The 25,747-nt window shown below is 37.4% G+C and carries 24 protein-coding genes; 8 read left to right on the forward strand and 16 right to left on the reverse strand.

From position 1 onward, the window contains the following. Positions 1 to 204 precede the first annotated feature (204 nt). The 3 genes from HWX15_RS09810 to HWX15_RS01310 are packed head-to-tail and all read left to right on the forward strand — an operon-like array spanning position 205 to position 2,054. Positions 205 to 336, forward strand: a complete 132-nt coding sequence (locus HWX15_RS09810) for an SPJ_0845 family protein (protein WP_049511209.1) — start codon at positions 205 to 207, stop codon at positions 334 to 336. After that, positions 337 to 1,242, forward strand: a complete 906-nt coding sequence (locus tag HWX15_RS01305) for a permease (protein WP_175880035.1) — start codon at positions 337 to 339, stop codon at positions 1,240 to 1,242. Further along, positions 1,239 to 2,054, forward strand: a complete 816-nt coding sequence (locus HWX15_RS01310) for a TIGR03943 family putative permease subunit (RefSeq protein ID WP_175880036.1) — start codon at positions 1,239 to 1,241, stop codon at positions 2,052 to 2,054. The genes HWX15_RS01305 and HWX15_RS01310 overlap by 4 nt, the downstream gene beginning before the upstream one ends. Before the next feature lie 155 nt (positions 2,055 to 2,209). Here the strand turns inward: HWX15_RS01310 and HWX15_RS01315 are convergent, their stop codons facing one another. The 3 genes from HWX15_RS01315 to HWX15_RS01325 all read right to left on the reverse strand — a co-directional run bounded on the left by HWX15_RS01315 (position 2,210) and on the right by HWX15_RS01325 (position 3,698). Beyond that, the gene (locus HWX15_RS01315) at positions 2,210 to 2,521 is read right to left on the reverse strand and encodes a hypothetical protein (protein ID WP_175880037.1); all 312 of its coding nucleotides are present in this window, start codon (positions 2,519 to 2,521) and stop codon (positions 2,210 to 2,212) included. Positions 2,522 to 2,633: 112 nt separating this feature from the next. Beyond that, on the reverse strand, positions 2,634 to 2,813 hold the full coding sequence (locus tag HWX15_RS01320; protein ID WP_173274428.1) for a hypothetical protein: 180 nt from the start codon (positions 2,811 to 2,813) through the stop codon (positions 2,634 to 2,636). 12 nt (positions 2,814 to 2,825) lie between these two features. Next, positions 2,826 to 3,698 (reverse strand): DUF4300 family protein, encoded by an 873-nt coding sequence (locus HWX15_RS01325; protein WP_175880038.1) that lies wholly within the window; start codon positions 3,696 to 3,698, stop codon positions 2,826 to 2,828. 286 nt (positions 3,699 to 3,984) lie between these two features. Here HWX15_RS01325 and HWX15_RS01330 point away from each other — a divergent pair, with 286 nt between their 5' ends. The 3 genes from HWX15_RS01330 (at position 3,985) to HWX15_RS09815 (ending at position 5,223) form a co-directional block, all read left to right on the forward strand. Next, the gene (locus HWX15_RS01330) at positions 3,985 to 4,242 is read left to right on the forward strand and encodes an XRE family transcriptional regulator (RefSeq protein WP_225904741.1); all 258 of its coding nucleotides are present in this window, start codon (positions 3,985 to 3,987) and stop codon (positions 4,240 to 4,242) included. 28 nt (positions 4,243 to 4,270) lie between these two features. Then, on the forward strand, positions 4,271 to 4,417 hold the full coding sequence (locus HWX15_RS01335; RefSeq protein ID WP_175880039.1) for a S26 family signal peptidase: 147 nt from the start codon (positions 4,271 to 4,273) through the stop codon (positions 4,415 to 4,417). 641 nt (positions 4,418 to 5,058) lie between these two features. Beyond that, a complete protein-coding gene (locus tag HWX15_RS09815; RefSeq protein WP_254867325.1) occupies positions 5,059 to 5,223 on the forward strand; it encodes a hypothetical protein in 165 nt (54 codons plus the stop codon). 66 nt (positions 5,224 to 5,289) lie between these two features. Here HWX15_RS09815 and pyk read toward each other — a convergent pair whose 3' ends face one another. The 3 genes from pyk to HWX15_RS01355 form a co-directional block, all read right to left on the reverse strand. Then, entirely contained in the window at positions 5,290 to 6,795 is a 1,506-nt protein-coding gene (gene pyk, locus HWX15_RS01345) for a pyruvate kinase (RefSeq protein ID WP_112443566.1), read from the reverse strand. 58 nt (positions 6,796 to 6,853) lie between these two features. Further along, positions 6,854 to 7,861, reverse strand: a complete 1,008-nt coding sequence (gene pfkA, locus HWX15_RS01350; RefSeq protein WP_000820871.1) for a 6-phosphofructokinase — start codon at positions 7,859 to 7,861, stop codon at positions 6,854 to 6,856. Positions 7,862 to 7,943: 82 nt separating this feature from the next. After that, positions 7,944 to 11,045 (reverse strand): DNA polymerase III subunit alpha, encoded by a 3,102-nt coding sequence (locus HWX15_RS01355; RefSeq protein WP_175880040.1) that lies wholly within the window; start codon positions 11,043 to 11,045, stop codon positions 7,944 to 7,946. A gap of 344 nt (positions 11,046 to 11,389) precedes the next feature. Between HWX15_RS01355 and HWX15_RS01360 the strand changes: the two genes are divergently transcribed. Together HWX15_RS01360 and HWX15_RS01365 are read left to right on the forward strand one after the other, a co-directional pair. Continuing rightward, complete coding sequence (locus tag HWX15_RS01360; protein ID WP_175880041.1) at positions 11,390 to 13,663, forward strand: Xaa-Pro dipeptidyl-peptidase; 2,274 nt, start codon at positions 11,390 to 11,392, stop codon at positions 13,661 to 13,663. A 16-nt stretch (positions 13,664 to 13,679) separates the two neighbouring features. Then, positions 13,680 to 14,150 (forward strand): arginine repressor, encoded by a 471-nt coding sequence (locus tag HWX15_RS01365; RefSeq protein ID WP_050241520.1) that lies wholly within the window; start codon positions 13,680 to 13,682, stop codon positions 14,148 to 14,150. A gap of 114 nt (positions 14,151 to 14,264) precedes the next feature. Here HWX15_RS01365 and HWX15_RS01370 read toward each other — a convergent pair whose 3' ends face one another. The 10 genes from HWX15_RS01370 to HWX15_RS01415 all read right to left on the reverse strand — a co-directional run bounded on the left by HWX15_RS01370 (position 14,265) and on the right by HWX15_RS01415 (position 25,744). After that, positions 14,265 to 14,465 (reverse strand): hypothetical protein, encoded by a 201-nt coding sequence (locus tag HWX15_RS01370; protein WP_175880042.1) that lies wholly within the window; start codon positions 14,463 to 14,465, stop codon positions 14,265 to 14,267. Between the two features lie 269 nt (positions 14,466 to 14,734). Continuing rightward, positions 14,735 to 18,085, reverse strand: coding sequence for a DEAD/DEAH box helicase family protein (locus HWX15_RS01375; protein ID WP_175880043.1), 3,351 nt, complete (start codon positions 18,083 to 18,085; stop codon positions 14,735 to 14,737). Between the two features lie 29 nt (positions 18,086 to 18,114). Continuing rightward, entirely contained in the window at positions 18,115 to 19,182 is a 1,068-nt protein-coding gene (locus tag HWX15_RS01380) for a restriction endonuclease subunit S (protein WP_175880044.1), read from the reverse strand. Positions 19,183 to 19,215: 33 nt separating this feature from the next. After that, on the reverse strand, positions 19,216 to 20,181 hold the full coding sequence (xerA, locus tag HWX15_RS01385) for a site-specific tyrosine recombinase/integron integrase (RefSeq protein ID WP_000444456.1): 966 nt from the start codon (positions 20,179 to 20,181) through the stop codon (positions 19,216 to 19,218). Between the two features lie 117 nt (positions 20,182 to 20,298). Then, positions 20,299 to 20,712, reverse strand: coding sequence for a type II toxin-antitoxin system death-on-curing family toxin (locus HWX15_RS01390; RefSeq protein ID WP_050243478.1), 414 nt, complete (start codon positions 20,710 to 20,712; stop codon positions 20,299 to 20,301). After that, positions 20,709 to 20,945: an AbrB/MazE/SpoVT family DNA-binding domain-containing protein gene (locus HWX15_RS01395; protein WP_000260605.1), complete on the reverse strand. Its 237-nt coding sequence runs from the start codon at positions 20,943 to 20,945 to the stop codon at positions 20,709 to 20,711. The genes HWX15_RS01390 and HWX15_RS01395 overlap by 4 nt, the downstream gene beginning before the upstream one ends. A gap of 59 nt (positions 20,946 to 21,004) precedes the next feature. Continuing rightward, the gene (locus tag HWX15_RS01400; protein WP_175880045.1) at positions 21,005 to 22,177 is read right to left on the reverse strand and encodes a restriction endonuclease subunit S; all 1,173 of its coding nucleotides are present in this window, start codon (positions 22,175 to 22,177) and stop codon (positions 21,005 to 21,007) included. Then, positions 22,174 to 22,716, reverse strand: a complete 543-nt coding sequence (locus HWX15_RS01405; protein WP_175880046.1) for a restriction endonuclease subunit S — start codon at positions 22,714 to 22,716, stop codon at positions 22,174 to 22,176. The genes HWX15_RS01400 and HWX15_RS01405 overlap by 4 nt, the downstream gene beginning before the upstream one ends. A 12-nt stretch (positions 22,717 to 22,728) precedes the next feature. Next, on the reverse strand, positions 22,729 to 24,222 hold the full coding sequence (locus HWX15_RS01410; protein ID WP_175880047.1) for a type I restriction-modification system subunit M: 1,494 nt from the start codon (positions 24,220 to 24,222) through the stop codon (positions 22,729 to 22,731). A gap of 355 nt (positions 24,223 to 24,577) precedes the next feature. Beyond that, complete coding sequence (locus HWX15_RS01415) at positions 24,578 to 25,744, reverse strand: ATP-grasp domain-containing protein (protein WP_175880048.1); 1,167 nt, start codon at positions 25,742 to 25,744, stop codon at positions 24,578 to 24,580. Between the last annotated feature and the right edge of the window lie 3 nt (positions 25,745 to 25,747).

Here is a 25,747-nt window from a genome sequence, read left to right on the forward strand (position 1 = left end):
GTGCGGCAGGAACCTTTCTGCCCTCAAATGTCTTTCGTTAATATTATTCTAGCACCATCTACTTTTTTGTCAAACTTTCTCAATCTACCAGACTTAATCAGGATTTATAAAGCTCTATTATTCGTTAGATACTCAATTTTAACTTTTCCCTTTTCCGCAAAATAATAGTATAATAGAGGTAGAATCTAGAATCGAGGTACACCTATGGCTGTAAAATTTACAAAACGAGACGACTTGGATAAGATGTTTGAAGAGTTTGCGAAACTCCCAGATTTGAAACAAGTTACTTTCCCTGATGACAAAGAGAAAAAAGCCAAAACAGAAAAGAAAAACTAGATGACTGCTTTCCAACAACTCCCGTCTAGTGTGCTTCAAACTGGGGCTATTTTTCTCTCTATAATCATTGAAGCCCTACCCTTCGTTCTGATAGGAAGTATTGTCTCAGGGCTGATTGAGGTTTATATCACACCTGACAAGGTTTATCATTTTCTCCCTCGAAATCGTTGGGGGAGAATCTTTTTTGGCACCTTCGTCGGGATACTTTTCCCTTCTTGTGAATGTGGAATCGTCCCCATTATCAATCGTTTTCTGGAAAAAAAGGTTCCCAGTTACACGGCCGTTCCCTTTCTCGTGACAGCACCTGTTATCAATCCCATTGTTCTCTTTGCGACCTATTCTGCCTTTGGCAACTCCTTCCATATCGCGCTGTTACGAGCTCTGGGTTCCATTGTTGTGGCTGTAATACTAGGAATTTTTCTAGGATTTTTCTGGCAAGAACCAATTCAAAAAGAAAATCGTTTGGTCTGTCATGAGCACAATTTTTCTCACTTAACCCCTGCAAAGAAAGTTTTTCAGGTCTTTGTGCAAGCAATTGATGAATTTTTTGATACGGGGCGTTATTTGGTATTTGGCTGTCTCTTCGCCTCTGTTATACAGGTCTATGTTCCGACACGGATTCTGACCTCTATCAGTGCGACCCCTATTTTTGCCATCCTCCTCTTGATGCTTTTGGCCTTTCTTCTGTCGCTCTGTAGTGAGGCGGATGCCTTTATCGGTGCCTCTCTTCTCTCGAGTTTCGGTTTGGCACCAGTTCTGGCCTTTCTCGTCATTGGTCCAATGCTGGATATCAAAAATATTCTCATGATGAAAAATTACTTGAAAGCACGATTTATCAGTCACTTTATCACTATTGTAACTCTTGTCGTCTTAGTCTATTCTCTCTTGATTGGAGTCATCCTATGATTCGATTTTTAGTTTTAGCTGGCTATTTTGAACTGACTATTTACCTCCATCTGTCGGGCAAATTAAACCAGTACATCAACATGCACTATTCCTATCTGGCCTATATCTCCATGGTGCTTTCCTTTATTTTGGCAATTGTTCAATTGTATATCTGGATGAAGCGAGTCAAAACCCACAGTCATCTGAACAGTCGATTGGCCAAGATGACGAGTATTTCTCTTCTGGCTATTCCACTTGTCATCGGCTTAACTTTCCCAACTGTTAGCTTGGATTCTCAGACTGTTTCTGCTAAAGGTTATCATTTCCCCCTATCGGAAGGAACGAATCTAGCCATTCAGACAAGCGAAGGGACGACAAGCCAATATTTGAAACCAGATACCAGTTCTTATTTTTCAAAATCAGCCTATGAAAAGGAAATGCGAACGGCGGCGGATAAATACTTATCCCAAGATAGCATTAACATTACTAACGAAAACTATATGGAAGTCATGGAAGCTATCTACGACTATCCAGATGAGTTTGAGGGTAAGACAGTCCAGTTCACAGGCTTTGTCTATAACGACCCCAGTCATGCCAATAGCCAATTTCTGTTCCGCTTCGGCATTATTCACTGTATCGCAGATTCTGGTGTCTATGGTTTGTTGACCAAGGGAAATACCCGGCAATATGAAAACAACACCTGGATAACAGCCAAAGGAAAACTGGTCAATCACTACCATAAAGAACTCAAACAAAACCTCCCAACCTTGGAAATCGATAGCTTTACCAAAGTCGATAAACCAGAGAATCCCTATGTGTATCGAGCTTTTTAAGAAAATCAAGATAAAAACGAACAAGTTCTCTTCTGAATAACAGAAAAAGAGCCTGTTCGTTTTTTGTTGAGTATTGTATAGTAGAATATAAATTGCGATTTTTAAAATGATATATAACTAGTGAACAATTCACAAATCAAATATATTTTCATTCTCTACTTAATACTATGCTTATTCATCTTTTGTTCAAAGATAGTTGTGATAATCTGACGTAGTTCTTCTCGTTCTTTTTCTGGGATTTCACCACTTGTTTGAGCTGCAGCGTAAAGCTCAGGGTGTTCAACTGAAATGCGTTTAATCGTACGTGTAGTAGCATGTTTTCTGACGAAAAATGGGATTCTCTTAATCAAGTCTTGTGGGACAAGCGCAAGAATCTTCTCAGCAGTTTCCTTGTCACTAATCTTAGACGTCATAAGTCCCTTCTTAATCATTTCCTGTTCTTTTTCTGTAAAATCTTTTAATTCCATCTGATTAGTCCTCCTATTTTCTCTAAGTTAAATTATATACCAATCTGGATAAAACTACAAATGGACTGTCTGGAAATAGGTGCAATACTGTAAAGAAGATTCTGTTCTTTAATTATAAATCTTCCTCCTCAGTCACTTCCCATACTTCTGATTGATAGCCTTCCCCATCAATATCGTATCTTTGAATATAACCTATAAATCTTTCATTTTTTCCTGGTTTTCGACTGTTAATTATCGTACTCACCCATATACCTATCAAGAATAAACATAAAATGCCTAATACTATATCCATGTTAGATTACCTCTAGATATTAACCCACTTATCATTATCCATGATAAAAGGCTGAGCCAGTCCCTCGCCTGTATAATCCGCATACTTGGTACCTAAATACTTGTAACAATCTTCCTTGCTGGCAAATTTAATCGCTTGGTAGGGCTCTTCGAAAGTCAATTTCTCTACAAATAAGAAACCGTCATCAGCAGGTACTAAGACTCCAACGTGGCCTACAAACAGATACTCGCCATCCAGATTGTCGTGCAAGACTACAGACAGCATTCGAGCTTTGTCGTTGAATTGAAATTGTGAGAAGAATGTTTCCATCTTTTCAGCGTGAACCTTGACATCTGTAGTTGCCTCAGTTGGAACTCTCGAAAATAGAATATCAAACTCTTCCTTATCTTGAGAATCAAAGACCTTTCCCTTATCAATCGCATCGTTATCTAGGAAAAGCAATTGGTCATTCTTATCAAGTTTTGGAATGGTGACTGAATTTTTCAAAAGGGCATAACTGTTAATACGGCAGTTGGTTCCAACGAAATCTCCCTTCTTTTGATTCCAGAGATGACTGATTTTCTCAACATCGTATTCGGTGTGAGTAAAGGAAGTGAAATCTCCTGATAAGCCAGTTGAGCCAACAATGGTATTGTAATCATTAACGAGATTAAAAAAGGCATCAACACTTTTTGGATCCAAATGGGCTGATAAGAGAGATTTGACCTCTTCTGTACTTACCTGATTGTTTAGGTTGGTGTATGAAGCTTTCCATGGAACTTTCGTTGAACTACTTTGCCTTTGACTCGTCCCATTCGAAATTGTAGCATCTTGTTGACAAGCAGCCAAGCCTAAAAACAAGGCTGAACAGAGTCCTAATGTGGCTAATTTTCTTGATTTCTTCATCTTTTTCTCCGATTTGTTTTTTTTGTTATTTCCTTAAGCTTGATTTAATTATAGTAGGCGTTTCGTGCTCTGTCAACAAATTTTTTATGAAAACACAACAAAGTTTTCATTTTCTTGGATTTCGTGTTATGCTTTACTTACAAAAATAGAAAACGATTTCATCCGTGGATAAAGAAGAGATTGCGATTGTTACATGCGAAAACTAAAACAATATAGACTAGTAATGGTTAGACTCAATAAGAATTGGGTACTAAGATAGGTATAAATAAAAACGCCATTGGAAATTATGAAAAGGGTTAGGTCTACTAAGAAAAATACTATATTTGACTTAGCTAAAGTATTCAGTAGCTTGATTGATGCCCTCTTTCCTCCAGTTCAAAAGGATTCTCCTAGCGATATCCAATCCATCTACGACCAACGGGCATCACCCAGACAAGGTAAAATCCTGACCTATGCCGAGAGGCAACTGTATGAGCAGAAAAACGAAGATAAACGAAGTATCGTAAAAATCATCAGACTGGACGACTACTTACTATCGTGTTAGGTAGTTTATCTCTGCAGGTAGCCGCTCGATGCAGGACGACGATTTAGATATGGAGTTCCCATTCTATGAGGATGAAATCCCAGACGACTACGACGCAATCGCTTATGTCGTCAGCAAGTCCATGGATCCAAAGATAAGAAACGGTGACTACCTATTTATCAAGAATCCCCCATAGATTGACTATAATACCATCGGCATCTTCCAAGTAGACGGTGCTAACTATGTCAAAAAACTCCGCTAAGGCTACCTCAAAAAAACTCAATCCCGAATACCCCGACATCCGCCTAGACGAAAGCAACCATATTCGCACCATCGGGAAAATTATCAGGCTGTATAGGGAGAATTAAAAAAGGGGGAGAATGACGATATAAAACAAACAGATTTTAAAAGATTCGAAAAAGTTCATTCTACATTTCAAAAGAAGAATAAGTGACCTAAAGCAGATTAGATTTTCTTAAACAATAGTGATATGTAAATTTAGAGAAAGGCATTTAAGATCACTTTGCAAAAGGCAAATACTAAACTAGCAAAACCGATAAATCAGACCCTTAGTTCCCATATTTTCAGGCACACACTCCTTAGTACACTAGCTGAGAAGAATTAGAGTAGAACACAAAGACGCTAAAACAATAAACAACATCTACACTCACGTAAGTAAAAGAATGGAGCAAGCTGCTTTGGAGGTTTTAAATACCATATCATTAAATCGAAAATATATCAGATCGAATCTAGACAAGTAGATTGCGATTGCTAAAACATTTGTAGAAATTCATTTGACTTTCCTAATCAATTTGTGCATATCTTATTTCATACTCAATGAAAATCAAAGAGCAAACTAAGAAGCTAGCCGCAGGTTGCTCAAAGCACTGTTTTGAGGTTGTAGATGAAACTGACGAAGTCAGTAACCATACCTACGGCAAGGCGACGCTGACGTGGTTTGAAGAGTATCAATCCATTATGAAAGTTTTGCCTCTTTCTTAACCTCTATATAAAAAAAGCCTATCACACAAGCTCTAAAGCTGGATATGATAGGTTTTTATATCTTTCTTAACGTACTGTGCGGATACGCATTGTGTTTGTGCGAACAGCTTCTCCTACTGGTACACCAGCAACGATAACGATATCATCGCCTGACTCAACGAGACCTGCTTCTACCGCTTTACGTTCAGCGATTTCGAACATATCGTCAGTTGAAGATGGAGCATCTGTCAACATTGGGATAACACCCCAGTTCAACATCAAGCCACGTTCTGTCAACTCATCAAATGTCAATGCCAAGATGTCAGCATTTGGACGGTATTTAGAGATCAAACGTGCAGTGTGACCTGTCTTAGTAAGAGTTACAACCAATTTAATGTCCATTGAGTTAGTCGCATCTTTAACAGCAGAAGCCATTACTTCTGTCTTAGAGTTACGTTCGAATGAATCTGAATCAAGACGTCCGTATTCATTAAGAAGAGTTTGAGCGTTCTTGTCGATTGTAGCCATTGTAGTTACTGACTCAAGTGGATATTTACCATTTGCAGACTCACCTGAAAGCATTGTAGCGTCAGTACCGTCGATAACAGCGTTAAATACGTCTGATACTTCTGAACGAGTTGCACGTGGTTTTTCAGTCATTGTTTCAAGCATGTTTGTTGCAGTGATAACAACCTTACCTGCAGCGTTCACTTTAGTGATGATCATTTTTTGGTAAACTGGAACCATTTCGAACGGTACTTCGATACCCATGTCACCACGAGCGATCATGATACCATCAGCAGCTTCGATGATTTCATCCAAGTTGTCGATACCTTGTTGGTTTTCGATTTTAGCGAACAATTGAACGTGTCCGTTTCCAGTTTCTTCACAGATTGCACGAACTTCGTTCACGTCTTTTGCAGTACGTACGAATGAAATCGCGATGAAGTTGATACCTTGTTCAAGACCGAAACGGATATCGTCGTTATCGCGTTCAGCAAGAGCTGGGAAAGGAATTTTAGTGTTAGGAATGTTCACACCTTTTTGTTTAGCAATTACGCCATCATTTTCAACTTCAACTTCAAACTCACGAGTTGCATCATCTTTAGCAACCACACGAAGACCAAGTTTACCATCGTCAACCAAAACTTGACGACCAACTTCAACATCATCATAGATATCAAGAGCACCAGCAACGTTCAATGCAATCACTTCACGAGTTGATTTGATTCCTTGTTTAGTTGCAACACGGATTTTCTCACCAGTTTTATATGAATACTCTTTAGCTTCACCTTCGAACAATTCTGTACGGATTTCTGGTCCTTTTGTATCAAGAAGGAAACCAACTTTTTTACCTGCAAGTTTTTCAGCAAGTTTAACAGTTGCCATACGCTCACCTTGTTCTTGGTGGTCACCGTGTGAGAAGTTGAAACGGAATGTGTTAGCACCAGCTTCAATCAATTTAGCAATGTTTTTAGCTGAAGCTTCAACATCAAGTTTTTCACCCCAGTATCCGTCATCACCGAATTTTTTACCACCACGGATTTCTACCGCAGGACCCAAAGTTGCAACGATTTTTACACGTTTGTTCATGATTTTTTGTGACTCCTTTATATATATGACCTTTTGGTCTTATTAACTAAATTATGAATTATGACAAGCAATTGTTCAATTGTGACAGGTCAAGATCAGCTTTGTGTGGATTATTTACAATAATCTTACCGTCTGCTGCCAAACTAAACAATGCTCCTTCTTCTGCAGTACCAAGAATTGGATTTTCAACCATTTTTTCGTTACGAATACCTACCGCAACACCACCGATACCTTTTTTAAGAAGTTTAACAGCATGGGCACCCATACGTGACGCCAATACACGGTCACGCGCAGTTGGAGAACCACCACGTTGAATATGTCCAAGTTCTGTCACACGAAGATCGGTCGTATCTCCAGCTTCTTTTAGTTTTTGAGCAAATTCATCTGCTGACATAACCCCCTCTGCCAAAACGATGATATTGTGTCTTTTACCACATTCATAGCCAGCTTTGATACTTGCTACGATATCTTCAATTTTGAAGTCTTCTTCAGGGATGATAATTTCATCAGCACCAGTTGCGATACCAGCCCAAAGAGCGATATCACCAGCGTTACGCCCCATAACTTCGATGACAAAAGTACGACGGTGACTTAATGATGTATCACGAATCTTATCGATAGCGTCCATAGCAGTCGTAACCGCTGTGTCAAAACCGATTGTGAAGTCAGTACCAACGATATCGTTATCAATTGTACCTGGAAGACCGATAGCTGGGAAACCATGCTCAGTCAAACGCATAGCACCGTGGTAAGATCCGTCACCACCGATAACAACTACACCTTCAATGCCGTGTTTTTTCAATTGCTCAATCCCTTTAAGTTGCCCTTCAAGTTGAGCGAACTCTGGGTAACGAGCTGAGTGAAGGAAGGTACCACCACGAGAAATGATGTTTCCTACTGAAGCCGCATTTAAGGGATGAATTTCACCGGCAACCATACCAGCATATCCGTCATAGATACCAAACACTTCCATTCCTTCTGAAATTGCTTGACGAACAACTGCACGGATAGCAGCGTTCATACCAGGGGCGTCTCCACCACTAGTCAAAACAGCAATACGTTTCATATTGGTTTATGCTCCTTTTTCTTTTAACATTCTTCTTGATTATACCACATTTGATTTTAAAATTCTTCTATTTTCCGTATTTTTAGCGATAAATCGTTTTCATAACGATTTCATTCAATTTCGCTTCTAATTCATTGGATTTAGCTACAAAATGATGAGGGGAAACGATTGTTTTCTGTTCTTCTTCATACCTGATGATGACTGGGATTTGGCCTTTATATTGGTCTAAAATACGTGAAATTTCTTGATCCGAATCATGATTCTTCACCTGTATCCAAAAGCGTTCAGCAACTGCTTCTCTTATTTCTTGTGCAATCATTTGCAGACGGCCATCACGTGATTGTATTTTCCCTTTTATATAGTAGAAGGCTCCCTCTTTTATTTCCTGCCCAACCTGTCGATATAAGTCTGAAAAGAGGGTAACATCCAATTTTTTCTTACTATCATCCACCTGTAAGAAAGCCATATTTTCACCCTTTTTGGTACGAATTACTTTTATCTTCTGAACTTCAACCAAAATAATAGCGTAGCTATTTTCTGATAAATTTCCGATTGGTGTAATCGAATAAATAGCCTTACTCGCAATAGCTTGTAGGGGATGTTTGCTGACACCTATCCCTAAAAGCTCTTGTTCCATATAGAATTTTTCTTGTTCCGTCCAATCTTCCGATTCCTGCCAACTATAAATAGTATCTCCAAACAAACTTCCTAACTCTTTTACAAATTCAAATAGATTAACTAAATTATTGAATACTTTTTGACGATTTTTTTCAAATAAATCGAAAAGACCAACTTTTACCAAAGGTTCTAGCAGAGGAAGTTTCAGATAATTTTCAGGTAATTTAGCTATAAAATCTTCAATGTTAGAATAAGGTCTATTTTCAAGAATCCAAAGTGCCAAATCATTGCTGACTCCCTTAATCGATTTCAAACCTAGATAGATAGACTTGTTGGAAATTTTATCGTGATAGGGAATAGTATTGATGGACAGAGGCGCCACTTCAAAACCTGCTTCAAGTGCATCTATTAAGTAATCACTGTTGGCAGAATTCAACATGACCTGATAAAAAATAGCTGGATAATGCGTTTTGAAATAAGCCAACTGGAAGGCCAAGGCTGAGTAGGCATAGGCGTGTGACCTGTTAAAACCATAACCTGCAAACTTTTCCATGACATCAAAGACCTGCTCTGCCTTTTCCGCAGTATGACCTGCTTTTAATGCCCCCTGAATAAAGGAAGCCCTCATCTCATGCATGGCAGAGGCATCCTTTTTCCCCATAGCTCGGCGCAAAATATCGGCTTTCCCAAGACTAAATCCGGCAAATCGCTGAGCAACCTGCATAACCTGCTCCTGATAGAGCATAATTCCGTAAGTTGGAGCCAAAATATCCTCCAGTACTGGATCCAGAACAGTCACTTCTTCCTGCCCATGCTTTCTTGCTACAAAATTATTGATGTAGTCACTAGCACCTGGTCTATTTAGGGAAGTAGTTGCTACGACATCTTCAAAACAGACTGGTTGCACACGTTTGAGCAAGCGAATGGCACCAGGTTGCTCAAATTGAAAGATACCTTTTGTATTACCAGAAGCAAATAAAGCTAGCGTTTCTTTATCTTCTAAATCGATTTCTTCAATTTTAAGGTGAATACCTTCTGTTTCAGCAAGCAACTCTTGCATCTTCTGGACAAAGGTCAAATTTCGTAGTCCCAGAAAGTCCATTTTCAAAAGCCCACTAGCTTCAACTCCATGAGCATCATATTGAGTCAGTGGAATTTCATCACCGTGCTTCAGAGGGATGTAGTTGGTCAAGTCTTGGTCACTGATCACAACACCAGCCGCATGGACAGAGGTTTGTCTTGGATAGCCCTCTATCTTGCAAGCAATCTCAAAGGCTTTTTGGTATTCTAACTTACTATTGATTTGCTGACGAAACTGGAGATTGCCCTCATAGGCCGACTTAAGATTGTCCCGAAAACTGATTTTCTTGGTAATTGCAGATAATTCATACTCAGGAACACCAAAGCGTTTCAAGACATCTCGTAGAGCTTGCTTGGCACCAAAGGTAGAAAAAGTGACAATTTGTGCCGCATGTTTACTACCATATTTATTACCAACATATCTGATAAAATCTGGACGATAAATATCAGGAATATCTATATCAATATCAGGCATGGTATAGCGTTCACGATTGAGGAAACGTTCAAAAATCAGATTTTTCTCTACTGGGTCAATTCCTGTAATGTCTAAAGCATAGGAAACCAAGCTACCAACTGCGGAACCTCGTCCCATTCCCATATAATAACCATTCGAACGTCCAAAACGCAACAAATCCCAGACAACCAAGAAATAATCATCAAAGCCCATATCATGAATAACAGCCAATTCTTGGTCTAGTCGGTCTTGATATTCTTTGCTAGACAATCCCTTCTGAGCAAGCCCCAATTCAGCACGTTCTCTCAACTCTTCTACTGCTGGCCTTGCTGGATTAAAACGAGGTAATTTTAAACTAGTATCCAAGTCATAAGAGATACCTAAAATAAGCTTTTCTAAGTTTTCCAAGGCTTGCGGAAAACGTTCTAGGAATAATTTCTCTAAAGAACTTGCTGATATAAAGACATCTTGTCGTGAACGCAAAGGGACTTCTCTGAGGGGTAGGTTTTCTTTAATCGCTGTTAGCACTTGCAGAACTTCTCTATCCCTACTTTCAAAGGCATTGACTCGATAAAGTGGTAAGATAGGATGATGAAATTCGCTTGTCAGTGTTTCTGGATAAACTCCAATATAATAATCACAGCCTAGTTCTAACGACTCCAGTCCATCAAAATAAGGCACAATTACTGCAATATCCTCTAGGTACTGGGACAGGACTGACCATGTTTTCTCCCCCTGCATCTTGGCTGTTGAAAGCTTCATCAACTGCTGATAGCCCACACTAGATAGAGCTAAAAAGCGCAAATTTACTTCCTGCTCATCTACCAACACTGTCATCTCAAGCCCTAGCAAAGGATGAATGCCGTATTTTTTTGTAATCTCTAGAAAGTCAAAAGCCCCATAAAGATTGTCAATATCCATCATAGCTAAATGAGTGTAGCCATATTCTTTAGCTGCTCTCACATACTTTTCAATCGAAATGACGCTTTCCATAAAACTATAGACTGTTTTTGTATCTAGTTGTGCGATCAATTTACACTTCTCCTCTATCCTTCTCACTATATTATACCATTTTCACCTATAAAAGGCTGCTCTTGAGAAAAATTTCATCAGCTTACTAATTTACTTTCTATTCATTTGTATTTTTGTCATCTTTTTTATATTTATACTATATTATATATAAAATAGAAAACATACAATATAAATCTCCTAGAATTTTTATATTATACCTATTATGTCTATTATTACACTGTTCTCTATATTGAATTTAGCACTTTATTCATTTTTATTGGATTATTTCCTTTTGCAGTTAACAATTCCCTTTCTGCTTTTTTTTTGATATAATAACCTTAACTATCATTCTATATGGAGGTTCTATGCGTTTTAATCAATATAGTTATGTCACTTTCCCAAAAGAAAATATCTTATCTGAACTAAAAAAATGTGGCTTTGATTTACAAAATACAGCCAATCCCAAGGAATTACTGGAAACTTTTTTACGTCGTTTCTTTTTCACTTATGAGAACACCGACTATCCACTCTCCTGCTTGGCTATAGATAAAGAAACTAACATATTAACTTTTTTCAAATCTGACAAAGACTTGACAGCGGATATTTTTTATACTATCGCCTTTCAACTTTTAGGCTTTTCTTATTTGATTGACTTCGAAGACAGTGAAGCTTTTCGTAAAGAGACTGGATTTCCTATTGTATACGGTGACTTGATTGAAAATCTCTATCAGTTACTCAATACTCGCACCAAAAAGGGAAATACTCTTATCGACCAACTTGTCAGTGACGGTCTTATTCCTGAGGATAATGACTACCACTACTTTAACGGCAAGAGTTTGGCTACTTTTTCTAGCCATGATGTTATTCGAGAAGTGGTCTACGTTGAGTCTCGTGTCGATACTGACCAAAAAGGACTACCAGACCTAGTCAAGGTCAGCATTATTCGTCCACGTTATGAGGGGCAAATCCCTGCCATCATGACAGCCAGTCCCTATCATCAGGGAACAAATGACAAGGCAAGCGATAAGGCTCTCTACAAGATGGAGGGCGAGCTTGAGGTGAAACCTGCTCATAAGATTGAACTAGAGGAACCTCAACTCATTCTCGTCCAACCTCAAGGCCAAGCTGAGCTTGTGGCTGAAGCTGAGGAAAAGCTAAGTCACATCAACTCTAGCTATACACTCAACGACTACTTCCTCCCACGAGGTTTTGCTAATCTCTATGTGTCAGGTGTTGGTACCAAAGACTCTACTGGTTTCATGACTAATGGGGACTACCAGCAAATCGAGGCTTATAAAAATGTCATCGATTGGCTTAATGGCCGTTGCCGTGCCTTTACCGACCATACACGTCAGCGTCAAGTCAAGGCTGACTGGTCAAATGGAAAAGTAGCCACAACTGGACTTTCTTATCTGGGTACAATGTCCAATGGTCTTGCGACTACAGGAGTCGATGGTTTAGAGGTTATCATTGCTGAGGCTGGCATTTCTTCATGGTACAACTACTACCGTGAAAACGGTCTGGTGACTAGCCCAGGTGGCTATCCAGGTGAGGACTTTGACTCCCTTGCTGAGTTAACCTATTCTCGTAATCTCTTGGCTGGCGACTATATCCGTGGCAATGAAGCTCACCAAGCTGACTTAGAAAAAGTAAAAGCTCAGCTAGACCGAAAAACTGGGGACTACAATCAGTTTTGGCATGATCGTAACTATCTGCTCAATGCCCATAATGTAAAAGCAGAGGTTGTCTTTACCCACGGTTCTCAGGATTGGAATGTCAAACCACTTCATGTTTACCAGATGTTCCACACTCTTCCTGCACATATCAACAAGCATCTCTTTTTCCATAATGGTGCCCATGTTTACATGAACAACTGGCAGTCCATTGACTTCCGTGAGTCCATGAATGCTTTGTTGACAAAGAAATTACTGGGACAAGATACAGATTTCCAACTTCCTACTGTTATCTGGCAGGACAATACAACCCCTCAGACTTGGTTATCACTTGATACCTTTGGAGAGCAAGAAAACTGTGAAACCTTCTCACTTGGTCAAGAAGAGAAAGTCATTCAAAACCAGTACTCAGATAAAGATTTTGAGCGTTATGGTAAAACCTACCAGACCTTCAATACAGAACTCTATCAAGGGAAAGCCAATCAGATTACTATTGACCTTCCTGTGACCAAAGATCTTCACTTGAACGGTCGCGCTCAACTCAATCTTCGTATCAAATCCAGTACAAATAAGGGACTCTTATCTGCCCAACTGCTAGAATTTGGACAAAAGAAATACCTACAACCTTATCCAGCTATTTTAAGTGCTAAAACCATTGACAACGGACGCTACCACATGTTGGAAAATCTCTGTGAACTGCCATTTAGACCTGATGCACAGCGAGTCGTGACAAAAGGCTACCTTAATTTACAAAATAGAACTGATCTACTGTTAGTAGAGGATATTACAGCAGATGAATGGATGGATGTGCAATTTGAACTACAACCTACTATTTACAAGTTAAAAGAAGGAGATACTCTTCGTTTAGTCCTCTATACTACTGACTTTGAAATCACCATACGTGACAATACCAACTACCACTTGACTGTCGACCTCACTCAGTCCACGCTTACCATACCTTGCTAAAAGGAGTTACATTATTATGAATAAATCAGAACACCGCCACCAACTCATACGCGCTCTTGTCGCAAAAAACAAGATTCATACACAGGCTGAATTGCAGTCCCTTCTTGCTGAGAACGACATTCAAGTGACCCAGGCAACCCTCTCACGCGACATCAAAAATATGAACCTATCAAAAGTCCGCGAAGAAGATAACGCTTATTATGTTCTTAATAATGGTTCCATCTCAAAATGGGAAAAACGTTTGGAAAACTATATGGAAGATGCCCTCATCATGTTGCGACCTATTCAGCACCAAGTCCTACTCAAAACTCTTCCTGGTCTAGCACAATCGTTCGCTACAATTATTGATGCTCTTGATTTCCAAGATATTATCGCAACCCTTTGTGGTGATGATGTTTGCCTTATCATCTGTGAAGATGCAGATACTGCTCAAAAGTGCTTTGAAGAACTGAAAAAATTTGCCCCACCATTTTTCTTTGAAGAATAATAAATGACTACAACTAACAATTATGCTTAAAAAAACTGGTAGAAAGTCTTTAACATCAGAAAACGCATAGTATCAAGTGTTGAAAACCCTTGATACTATGCGTTTTGCTTTATCCTAGGAAGATTTATACTCTTCGAAAATCTCTTCAATCCCCGTCAACATCGCCTTGCCGTAGGTATGGTTACTGACTTCGTCAGTCTTATCTACAACCTCAAAACAGTGTTTTGAGCTGACTTCGTCAGTTTCATCTACAACCTCAAAACAGTGTTTTGAGCAGCCTGCAGCTAGTTTCCTAGTTTGCTCTTTGATTTTCATTGAGTATTACTTCATTTTCTCCTGCAATTGAATTCTTGCTCAGCTTTTTGTTTTCTATTTCTTTAAAATCAAAGTAGCTCTTTTATAATAACTCAATCAACAAACATCGTGGTACAAGTATCTACTTTGAAATTTATCAGCCACTTAAAAACTGATACTGTATTCTAGGAAAACGATGACATTCTTCCTAATAAAACTTCTCATATATAAGATAAATTTCTACTCTTTTTAATTTTAAATGAGTCTCAGCATGGCAATCACTTTAGAATTTAAGCCGCTTCTCCAGCTCGATTATTGATGAGCTCAATGGTTTGAACAATATTACGAAGTACTGGTAGTTGGTGTTGGAAGAGTAGTTGAACCGATCCATAAGATTTAAACGGCTCTTGCGTTAACACTTTCGTCTCTAAAAAACCATTTTCTACAATGTAGTCTACAATCAATTTTACAAATGAAATCTGCCTAGCATTAAGGTTCTCATCCGACAAAAATTTAGAAAAAATACGATTGGCAGACTCTCTATCTAAGCCAATAATCTCACGCACCAATCTCGGAATTGCCTTATTTTCATAATGATGTTGGTAGTCTGATTTGCTACCTAATTTTTCCCAGAGCAATTTTTCAAGTGCAAGCATATCATCAGATGTCAACTTTTTATTATGGTATAGCTTAGAAATGGACTCTTCATCCAGATGAGTTTTCAAATAATGCTCAACTTTTTCATTGTAGGACCGAAGATCGTTGACCTGCAAAAATGCTGTGGTCTCGTGAACAGTGGAGAGTATACGATCTTCAAAGTTAACATAGTAGGGTTTACGGTCTGTCTTATCCAAAAACTGTAATAAATCTCGAATAGCAAGACGAATTTTTTCCAAATCAGACAAGCTAACTTCTTTCCAAAATTCAGGCTCCTGTACTTTCCTGATAATTTCAGCCTGCTCAAAAACCTGCGGGATATTGCCAATAGCAGAAAGAGCTCTAGCCGTCTTCATCACTTGGGAAATATGAACAGTAGAAGATTTAGCTGTCAGTTGCCCTAACTGAATATGAAGTAAGCACAAATCAAATCTCCTCGCCATCTCATCTTCTTTATCTTCATCAAATAGAAGCGGAGAGAGATTGTTTTGAATGTTTTCACTTGTAACAGCAGTTAGATTCTGCCAACTTTCCAATTTCCTATAGCTATAAACTGTATCTAAAACCATACGAACCCTGAAGTCCAACTCATTTAAGCTCTCTATACGACCTTGAAGTTCTGAGACAAGCTCCTGACGGTATGCTCTCGCAAACTGATCTTCTTGGTATTGGAGTCCCTGAAGTTCTCGAATCAAGTCCACTTTGATATTAAATAAACGCTGAGTCAACGAAACAATGTGACGACCCTCTCCATCTCTTGGATCTGCACGAAAATAATCAAAATTGTCCCCATAATCAAATACCAAGAAGTTTTCCTTATCCTGCTCAGGTCCAAATAAATCTTTACATAGACGGGTTCCTCGACCAATCATCTGCCAAAACTTAGTTTTAGAGCGTACTTTCTTGAAGAATACTAAATTAACAACCTCTGGTACATCAATACCTGTATCTAACATATCAACAGAAATCGCAATTTGAGGATACTTCTCCTTAATTTTAAAATCATCAATCAAGGTCTGATAATGCTTAATACTATAATCAATCACCTGAGCATAGTCGCTCCCTTTTTCAGGATAGCGGTTGTTAAAAATACCTCTGATATATTCCGCATGATCATGATTTTTAGCAAAAATAATAGTTTTACCAATTTCATCACCCGAGGCTGTCTGAATTCCTCTTGTCATGAGTTCATTTAAAACAATTTCTACTGTACTTTTATTGAAAATAAAGGAATTAAACACACTCCCATCAATATCTTTTTCACAGCTATCGTCTTCAAATTTGCTATCAAAATGTTCCTTTTCTTCTTCAGACAAATCATCATAATGTAGACCATCCGTAGGTAGTTTCAGCTTGGTTTCGATAGAATGATAGGCTACTAAATATCCGTCTTTAACAGCCTCTTCCAAATCATATGCATATGTTGGAACACCATTCTCCAAATTAAAGAATCCATAGGTGTTTTTATCTAAATCTTGACGCGGAGTAGCTGTTAAGCCTACAATCCTTGCATCAAAATAATCAAAAATGGACTTGTATTTCTGATAAATAGAACGGTGAGACTCGTCAATTATGATAAGGTCAAAATGCCCAACAGTGAAAGGGCGTTGATTTACTTCTTCTTGACCACTAATCGCTCCAATCATGGTCGGATAAGTTGAAAAGACCATGCGACTTGATTGAGCTCCTTCTTTATCTTCTAAGAAGTTACAAACTGAAAGATCTGGGAGTAATTTTCTAAACGAATCATATGCTTGCTTAACCAAGGAAGTTCTATCGGCTAAGAAGAGAACGTTTTTTACCCAGTTATGACGTGATAAGATATCAACTAGAGAAACTGCTGTACGAGTTTTCCCCGCCCCAGTTGCCATAACCAAAAGTGCCTGTCTACGATGATTAGAGAAAGCTTCACAAACGCTTGCAATCGCATGTTTTTGGTAGTGACGCCCGGAAATATCGTCTCTAATTTTACTAGAAATATCCTCAAGTGGTTTTTGAAGATGACGTCTATCCATCACTAATTGCAATTCTTCTTGAGAGTAAAAGCCTGCAATCTGGCGGCGGTTCGGACCATCAAGTATATAGTGCTTCAACCCATTTGTAATAAAGCAAATTGGCTGATAGCCGATATGTTTCTCCAGAGCTTCAGCATATTCTTTGACCTGTACTTCCCCTACTTCTGGATTGACAGAGGCTTTTTTAGCCTCTACAATCGCTAAAATTTTCCCATTTTTACCATAAAGTACATAGTCACAGTAACCAATTCCTGAACCGTGTTTGAGACCATCAACGGCTATCTCAACACGACAGTTTTCTTCAAATATCCATCCTGCTAGACGGAGATCGATATCAATAAAGAGTTTTCTTGTCTCTGCCTCAGATAATTGATCAATATGGAAAGGCACATCTTGCCGTTGCGCTGCAGTCTCACGTTTTTCAGTATAAGTCTCTTGAACTTCTACGGACTGAGCAGCCATCTGCTCATGAAAATCAGGCAGTTCTGGTAAACTGTCTTGTAACTTTATCATAGATTGTGGAGTTTCTCGGTATTTGATGTTTGCTGAAAGTGGTAAGCACTTCTCATCAAAATAACGCTCCACAAACTCATTGCTGTAACAATAATCGATAAAATTAACAAACTGATATAAATGATGCAAAGCTAAAATCGCTTCTCGTTCCTTAATTTCACCACCATGAGCAGCATGGTTTCCCCACCGAATCAACAGAACTATCTGCTTGTGGAGTTCAGAATCTACGATATCCCTAAAATCATCATCCCATACTAAAGAAGATAGAGTAGCACGATAGGGAGCTTCTAAATATGAATCGTGACTATATATCCAATGGACAGCCTGCTCTAAAGCACGACGCGCCATAAAGGCAGTAGCCACAGTTGATGTAGCAATCATATTCTCAGCTTCAATGCAAGGTTTTGAAAAAGATTCATATTCGTCATTTTTTAAAAGAAAGCTAAAATTTCCCATTTTTTTCTCACTTTAAACAAATAGTTTAGCTATATTATACTAAATTTCAAGCTATTTCTCCACACTTTTATAGCTATCTCACAAGCAAATTGTGATTTGTCGACTTGGGCTACAAAGTCTGCAAACTCATTTTGGAGGGCTAGTGGGGGGAGGGGGATGGAAATATCTAATAAATCTGATTTGGTTAAACTAGGTATTGTTACAGCCTTATTTAACTTCTCAAAATTGTATAATTGACAAAAATAGAATAAATATTCTGAGTTTATTTTTTCTAAAACAGGCTCTAATCCAAATGCTGTATCTACATTCCAAAAATTTTCTCTAACTAAAATAGGTTTATTTATATTTCCTTTACGTCCAATAATAACTGAATTTTTCTTCACTATCCAATCTTTAGCATATCCCATAATTCCCCCACTTCCATAAATAGGAAATTTCCCATCAGCATCTTCAACCTGTTTTTGATTTTTACCATTTCTTATTGTTAGAATCTCGTTCCATTTGCTAACTTTCCATTCTTTTTCATTTAGAATAACATCCCCAAACATCTCGTTAAATCGGGATTTTACGAGATATTCAAACTCAATCAATTGTTCTTTTCTAGTATAAATAAGTTTATCAATTTTTTGTAGAACTTTAACTTGTTTCCTCTGTATGTCATACGTTGGCAAAAAAATCTCAATATCAGATACTATACTTTTAGATATTTCCTTGAATGTTGCTCCTCGCCCCAAAATATTCAAATAATTTTTTCTTGCTTTAAAAAAATAATATAAATACTCATTATTGATTTTATTTGAGCAGATAAAATTTTTAAAACCTTGATTACAATACATCTCACATCCTGAAATTGCAACTTTACCAATCGGAGCACGAGATGATAACAAAACTGTTCCCGTAGGAAATGATTTCAAGCCCGTTTCTTCAATTCCTAACTTAGTAATTTTCCGTTGTGTGTCAAAAACGATAAAATCATCATCACTAATTTCTGCAGGAGTAATCCATTTGTATTCTCCATTCCAATAATTTGGATTACTACTCTTTGGAGTTGAACCTGTAACTATTTCACAAATTTCCCCTAACTTCACTTTCTTCATGCAACCACCTCCTCGGAATATCGGGATTTGCTTTTAAGAGATGAATTTTTGGTGTGAATGCTTGACATTATTTTGATTGACCATGGCATAGGCCAGGGTTGTGTCAATCTTGCTATGACCTAGCAGTTTTTGGACTTGTTCGATAGGCATACCTTTATCAATTGCCTTAGTCGCTAAAGTTCTTCTGAACTTATGTGGGTGAACCTTTTGTATACCGAGTTTGTCTCCTAACTTTCTTAAGCGAATCTCTACACCAGCAATTCCAAGCCTCTGGACTTTTCCAACTAACGTTACAAAAAGAGCAGGGTGACTATCTTTTCTGTCGTTAAGATAGTTTCTTAAATGAATTTTCGTCCGAGCGTCAAAATATACTGGTCTCTCCTTCTTTCCTTTACCAAAGACAACACACTCTCTGTTTTCAAAATCAATATCTGAACGATTCAACTGTACAAGCTCCCCTACACGCATACCTGTCGATGCTAGTAGGTCTATTATTGCCAAATCTCTCAAATTTTCACAGTTATCGCGCATAATTTCCAAATGTTCATCAGTATAAGTTTCCTTCACATTTTGCTCAGTCTTAATTTTCTTTATCCGTCGAATGGGATTTTTAATGATATATTCCTCTTGCTCAAGCCAAGCAAAAAAAGAAGACAATATACGCCTAATATTGTCTAAATTTGCCTTACTACAGTCCTTTTCAGACTGGTAATTTGCTAAATAACTCCTTAAATCATCTGTTGTGAGTTGTGTCACAGACTCTTTAATAGCATTAAACAAGTTTTCAATCGTCCTCTGGTAATAACGAATTGTTTTTGAGCTACAGCCCTCTACCTGTTTGGCAGTGATAAAGAGTTGCAACAGGTTATTATTCGAATACTTCTGCTGCTTTTTTCCGTCTACTAGATGATGTTCTAAACTCTCTCTCAATGCTAGTAATTGTTCATTATTTAAAAGAGGTAACATTTCTTGCATGATAATTGTAACTTTTGATTCCATAATTTTTCACTTTCTTATTCATCAATAAAAAGAGACAATATCAGTTTCTGCATTACAGAATTCTAATATTGTCTGTTCATTTATTTTCTTGTTCTCATTCAAATCCAGCATACTAGGTTACTTTTTGACCTTTTCTCTAACAGAATGTTCAGAAACCCATTTGGAGTAGCTTATCATTTTTTCATCAGTTAAAGCTTCTACTGCGATGGTTACACACATTTTTACTGCTTCTTCTACCGTTACAGAAAAACGATAGCCATTTAATTGTAAAAATTTGACCAAAACGAAGAAAGCAGTTCGTTTATTAGCATTAGCAAAAACATGCTTCTTTATCAATTGGACAAATAGTATCGTTGCTTTATCAAAAATTGTTGGATAAAGAGGCTTCCCAAAGACAAATTGTTCTGGTAAGTTCACAATCATATTTAAGGCAGAAGGACTAACTGTTTGAATTTTCTCATTTGGAGAATACCGTTGAATTGCTAAAGCATTTATTTTTTCAATTTGCTTTTCTGTCAGATAGATTGTCATTTTTCTACCAAAGCTTTGAAAACATCGTCGTATTCGTCAAATATTTTATCTAAATTTAAGTCAAAGGCATCATCAGATACATAAGAAACCTGCTGCCCCAATTCTTCAGGAGTAAAGATAATCTCACCACTTGGTAACAATTTAGCTTCGTATTTAACACCACTTGGAATATTAAATTCACTTGGAATCGTAATGGTGATTGAATTTCCTTGTTTTCTTGTTTTTACGACCATCTGATTTCCTCCTTTGTTGTATTATAACAAATCATTACCGTAATTACAATGGCAGAATATCAGCCAAAATACTCCTGCATCAGAGATTTCTTCAAAGTTTCAAGCTCTTCCAGAGATTTTTGGATTGCCAATTGTGATTTGTCGACCTGGGCTACAAAATCTGCGAACTCATTTTGGAGGGCTAGAGGGGGGAGGGGGATGGAAATATTTTTGATCATCGATAAGTTAAAATTTTTTTGACGTACGCCTCTTTGTTGATTCAATAGCGTTGATCTTAAATTTTGAATTACATAATAAACATATATAGTATTCGTGATTTTATCATCTAATTTTGCAAAAGCAATAGCTTGATTGCAAGATATTACTTTAGTATTGATCGATGATTTTAACCCCGCAGTATCATACATACCCAGTAATAAACTACCTTTTTCAATTATTTTTGCAGAACTACATTCAATTGCCTTTTCTGTAATTTTTTCAAAAGAATCTTCAATGTATTTATGTTCTAGTTCTCCTGATGTAATCCAAGGAATATTTCCTCTAAAAAATTCTTCTTCATTTCTTTTAGGAGTTCCACCGCTTTTCCATATTCCAAATTCCTTCAAAGCATGTTTATCCCAACCAATTTCATTCAAAACTGGATCCCCAAACATCTCATTAAATCGGGATTTTACAAGGTTTGAGAGTTCACTAAGCTGCTTATTTCTATTTATTATTTGATACTCTAACCTATCCAATATATCTACTATTGTATTTTGATTTTCTATAGTTTCAATATTAACTTTGGTTTTATTTAAATAGTCAGCTAACTTTAAATTAATAATTCCAGTTGTTTGATTTTGAAATTTTAACACCTTCTTTGTGTCATAAAGATACTTCATTAAATAAAATATATATTTAGAATTATATCCTGGTTTAACTCTTAAAATACTAGTAAAGTTATTTGTGAAATAATCTTGATCTGTAACATCGAAATATACAACACGTCCAACCGGTTGATTTGGACTACCTCCTGATTTTTCAATTATAATATCACCAGTTCGTAGAATTTTGTCGCTGTTTTTATCTTTATCAATTTCACGACATACAATATTATCTAGATTTAGTCTTCCAGAATTTAGAAAATTTGAGGTCCTAATTACTGCTGTCGCCTCTCCTTTGCCACTATCTTCATTACCCCATTCACCATTTATAGATTTTTCAAATATATTCTGTAAAAAAATGATTGTCATGCAACCACCTCCTCGGAATATCGGGATTTGACGAACAAGTTTAGTTCATCTAACTGCAATTTTCTTTTAGTAGTAAGCCTTTTAATCGTATTAAGAATACAGATAATGTTCTCTTGTTCTTCGATACCTAGCAATTCTAGTTGTAAATCAAGTAATATATTCTTGTTTAAATGAGGAATTGTTGCACCTGTTGAATGATCTCGTAAATACTGCGATTTACTTTCCAAAAAAACTCCCAAGTAATCTGATATAATTTTTTCTTTGTATCGCTCATTCTTTTTTAAGACCGTAATTGTACTACCAACAGCTCCAGATAACCCATAACCAACTGTTCCTGCATTAGCACCATCCCATGTTATCAGAATATCATCTGGGAGTGCTTCAGTCATATTTAAACTTTCAGTGAATTTTAAATTATTATTATTTCTTAAATCATCTATTTGAATATAACGTTGGCTTAGAGTTGTTTGTTCAGCAAGTACAGTGGCTTTCTTGCCTTTTTTTAGAGATAAGACTTCCCCCAACTTCACTTTTTGCATACAGCCACCTCCCTACTTGAGTAATTTTTCTAATTCAGCCAAGCCAGCTTGAATTTCTTTTTCTAAATCATTGATTTTCTTCAAGATGACCTCTGTTGGTTCATACTCAACTTTTTCATACTCAATCTCTTTATATTTATTGATAGACAAATCATAATCATTTTCCTTTATCTCATCAACTGGAACAAAGAAAGATTGATCCGTTCTCTGACGTTCTGCTTCTTTTTCAAGATGATGAAAACGTTCGATAATATCTGGAATATCATTGTCGCTAATCGGTTGTCGCTTATCATCCAAACTTAAACCATCCGCTTTCATATCGTAAAACCAGACCTTGTCAGTACCACCATTGCCAGTTTTTGTAAAGATGAGAATGGCAGTTGAAACTCCAGCATAAGGCTTGAAAACACCACTAGGCATTGAGATTACAGCATCAAGCTTATGGTTCTCTACAATTTCCTGACGAATTCCTTTATGAGCTTTCGACGAACCAAAAAGGACACCATCAGGTACGATAACTGCTGCTCGTCCACCTGGTTTTAAAGTTCGCAAGAAAAGAGAAAGAAAGAGTAATTCTGTTTTTTTGGTTTTTACGGTTGCAAGAAGGTCATTAGAGGTTGAATTGTAGTCAAGTGAGCCTTTAAAAGGAGGATTTGCTAAAACCAAAGTATATTTATCGGCTTCTTCATTATCTTGAGACAGCGAGTCAAGGTAACTGATTTGTGGATTTTCTACTCCATGTAGCATCATGTTCATCGCCCCAAGTCTCAACATAGTCGTATCCGTATCATTTCCATGAAACATCTGATTATGAAAATGGTTGATATTATCTATATTGGTTTCCCATTCATCTTTCCTACGCTTTAAGTAACGGCTAGCAGATACTAAGAAGCCAGCAGAACCCATAGCGGGATCTGAGATGATATCTTTAATGGTCGGTTGCATCAACTCAACCATCATATCGATGATGTGACGAGGTGTACGGAACTGTCCATTTTTACCTGCGGTCGACAATTTTGATAACAGATATTCATAGATATCTCCGATATCAGTAATACTTTGTTTGTCATTATCAAAATCTACATCTAATCCCCTAGTTGGAAAAACATCTAAGATAGAAATTGCCTTTTGAAGCGTAGCAGGTTTATTTATTTGAAAAATAGCTTCTCGCATATATCGTGAAAAGGCTGTATCATCTGTATCCCCCTTGAGATTTTTAATAAACGGAAAAATCTCCTGAGTCATTAAACGATAAACTTCCTGAGCATCTCCTATATTTTTAAAAGTTGACCAACGGTATTCAGGTTTATCTTTTGGAAAAACTCCCTCATAAGGAATCCCTAAAAATTCAGCATCACTTTCACGTCCAAGCTCGACACTATCCAAATCTTTCATAAATAAGAGATAAGTCAACTGTTCAATATTTGTTAAAGGATTTGCATTTCCTTCTGTCCAAAGAATTTCCCACAACTGATCGATTTTATTTTTTAATTCGCCTGTAATCATATCTTCCCTTTTCTTTAGTTTTTAAAACTTAGTAATATCATTATTTTATCAGATTTCAAACAAAGCTTCAATTAACTATATCTATGCGTCACCTGAATATTTTAATAGACTTGTTTGGTATCTTGAAAACTATATCGTATAGGTGTCGTCATGGATCCTTTTAGCTGATTTAAGGATACGAAAGCACAATACTATGACTAAATTGAAATATTAAAATTCAATTTCTGACCACCTAATCCTGCTTCAAATAGTTATCGAACAAGTTTTATGATAGCTATCTTGTTAGGATGTTCTTATTTTTTATCAGACAAAACAAAAGGATTAAGAAAGTCATTTTCCTTAACCCTATAATCCCTTAAGCTTGACGTTGTCCGAAATCTGCAATCATCTGCTCCATTTCTTGTCGACTCGGAGTTGTCAGCATATAAAGGTAATCCCCTTGAAGTTCCGCAAAGGCAGCTGGCATGATTTTTTTAACCTTGAACTGCTGACTATATTTGGCAAGCAAGTCCTCCTCAGAATAGACATAGTGAGCATTTGCACGGCGAGAAGTAGCCAAACAATACTGAGCTTCAAAGTCTGACGCTGGGAACTCTTCTCCTGCGACAATAGCTGCATAGCCACGATAGAGGTCCAAGGAATGAGCAAAGTTATAAACATCAATGGTAAAACCACCTGCAGGGCGGTTATTGTACTCAATGGCGATGTAATCATCCCCTTCACGGAAAAACTCAATATGGAAGAAACGTTCTTTCATACCAAATTCCTTGACAATCGCTTCCCCATACTTGCGCAGTTTAGGATCCATATCCTTGAGAACATAGTAGGAATTGTCCATCTTGTAAATCATGAGATCCAGCGGTGTATAGGCGTAGTCGAAGGTTGTTGAAAAGACAATTTTTCCGTCCTTATCCACAAGACCATCAAAGGTACAAATTTCGCTGGAAGTGACAAATTTTTCAAAGAAATAAAGGGTTGAATGATCCCATTCTTGTTTGAAGTGATTGATATCGTCTTCTGTCTCAAGTTTAAAGGTGGCGGTCGCTCCCACTCCATTGTCAGGTTTGGCAATCATTGGAAGGCCGATTTCATTCACAGCTTGATCAACATCTGCTTCCGTCTTAATAACAGCTCCAGGTACCACAGGAACACCTGCTTTTTTGAAAAGTTTCTTCATTTCAGACTTATATTTCGTCTTTTTGAGATCCTCTGGTTTGGCACCAAAAACATTGAATTGCTCACGAAGACTTGCATCTAACTCAAGCCAGTATTCATTATGAGACTCGATGCGGTCAATTGGACCATGTTTATAAAAGAGAAAAGCAACTGCACGTTTGACTTCGTCTATATTTTCAAGATTATCAACACGGAAATATTCGGTCAGGCTATTGCGTAAAGGTTCATCCAGTTGTTCATATGGTTCTTGACCAATTCCCAAGACCGTGATGCCTTTATTAGCTAGTTCAATGGTAAACTGTTGAAAATTTTGTGGATAGTAGGGAGAAATAACAAGGTAATTCATAGG

It is taken from the genome of Streptococcus thalassemiae (assembly GCF_903645285.1).
Classification (GTDB): Bacteria; Bacillota; Bacilli; order Lactobacillales; family Streptococcaceae; genus Streptococcus; species Streptococcus thalassemiae.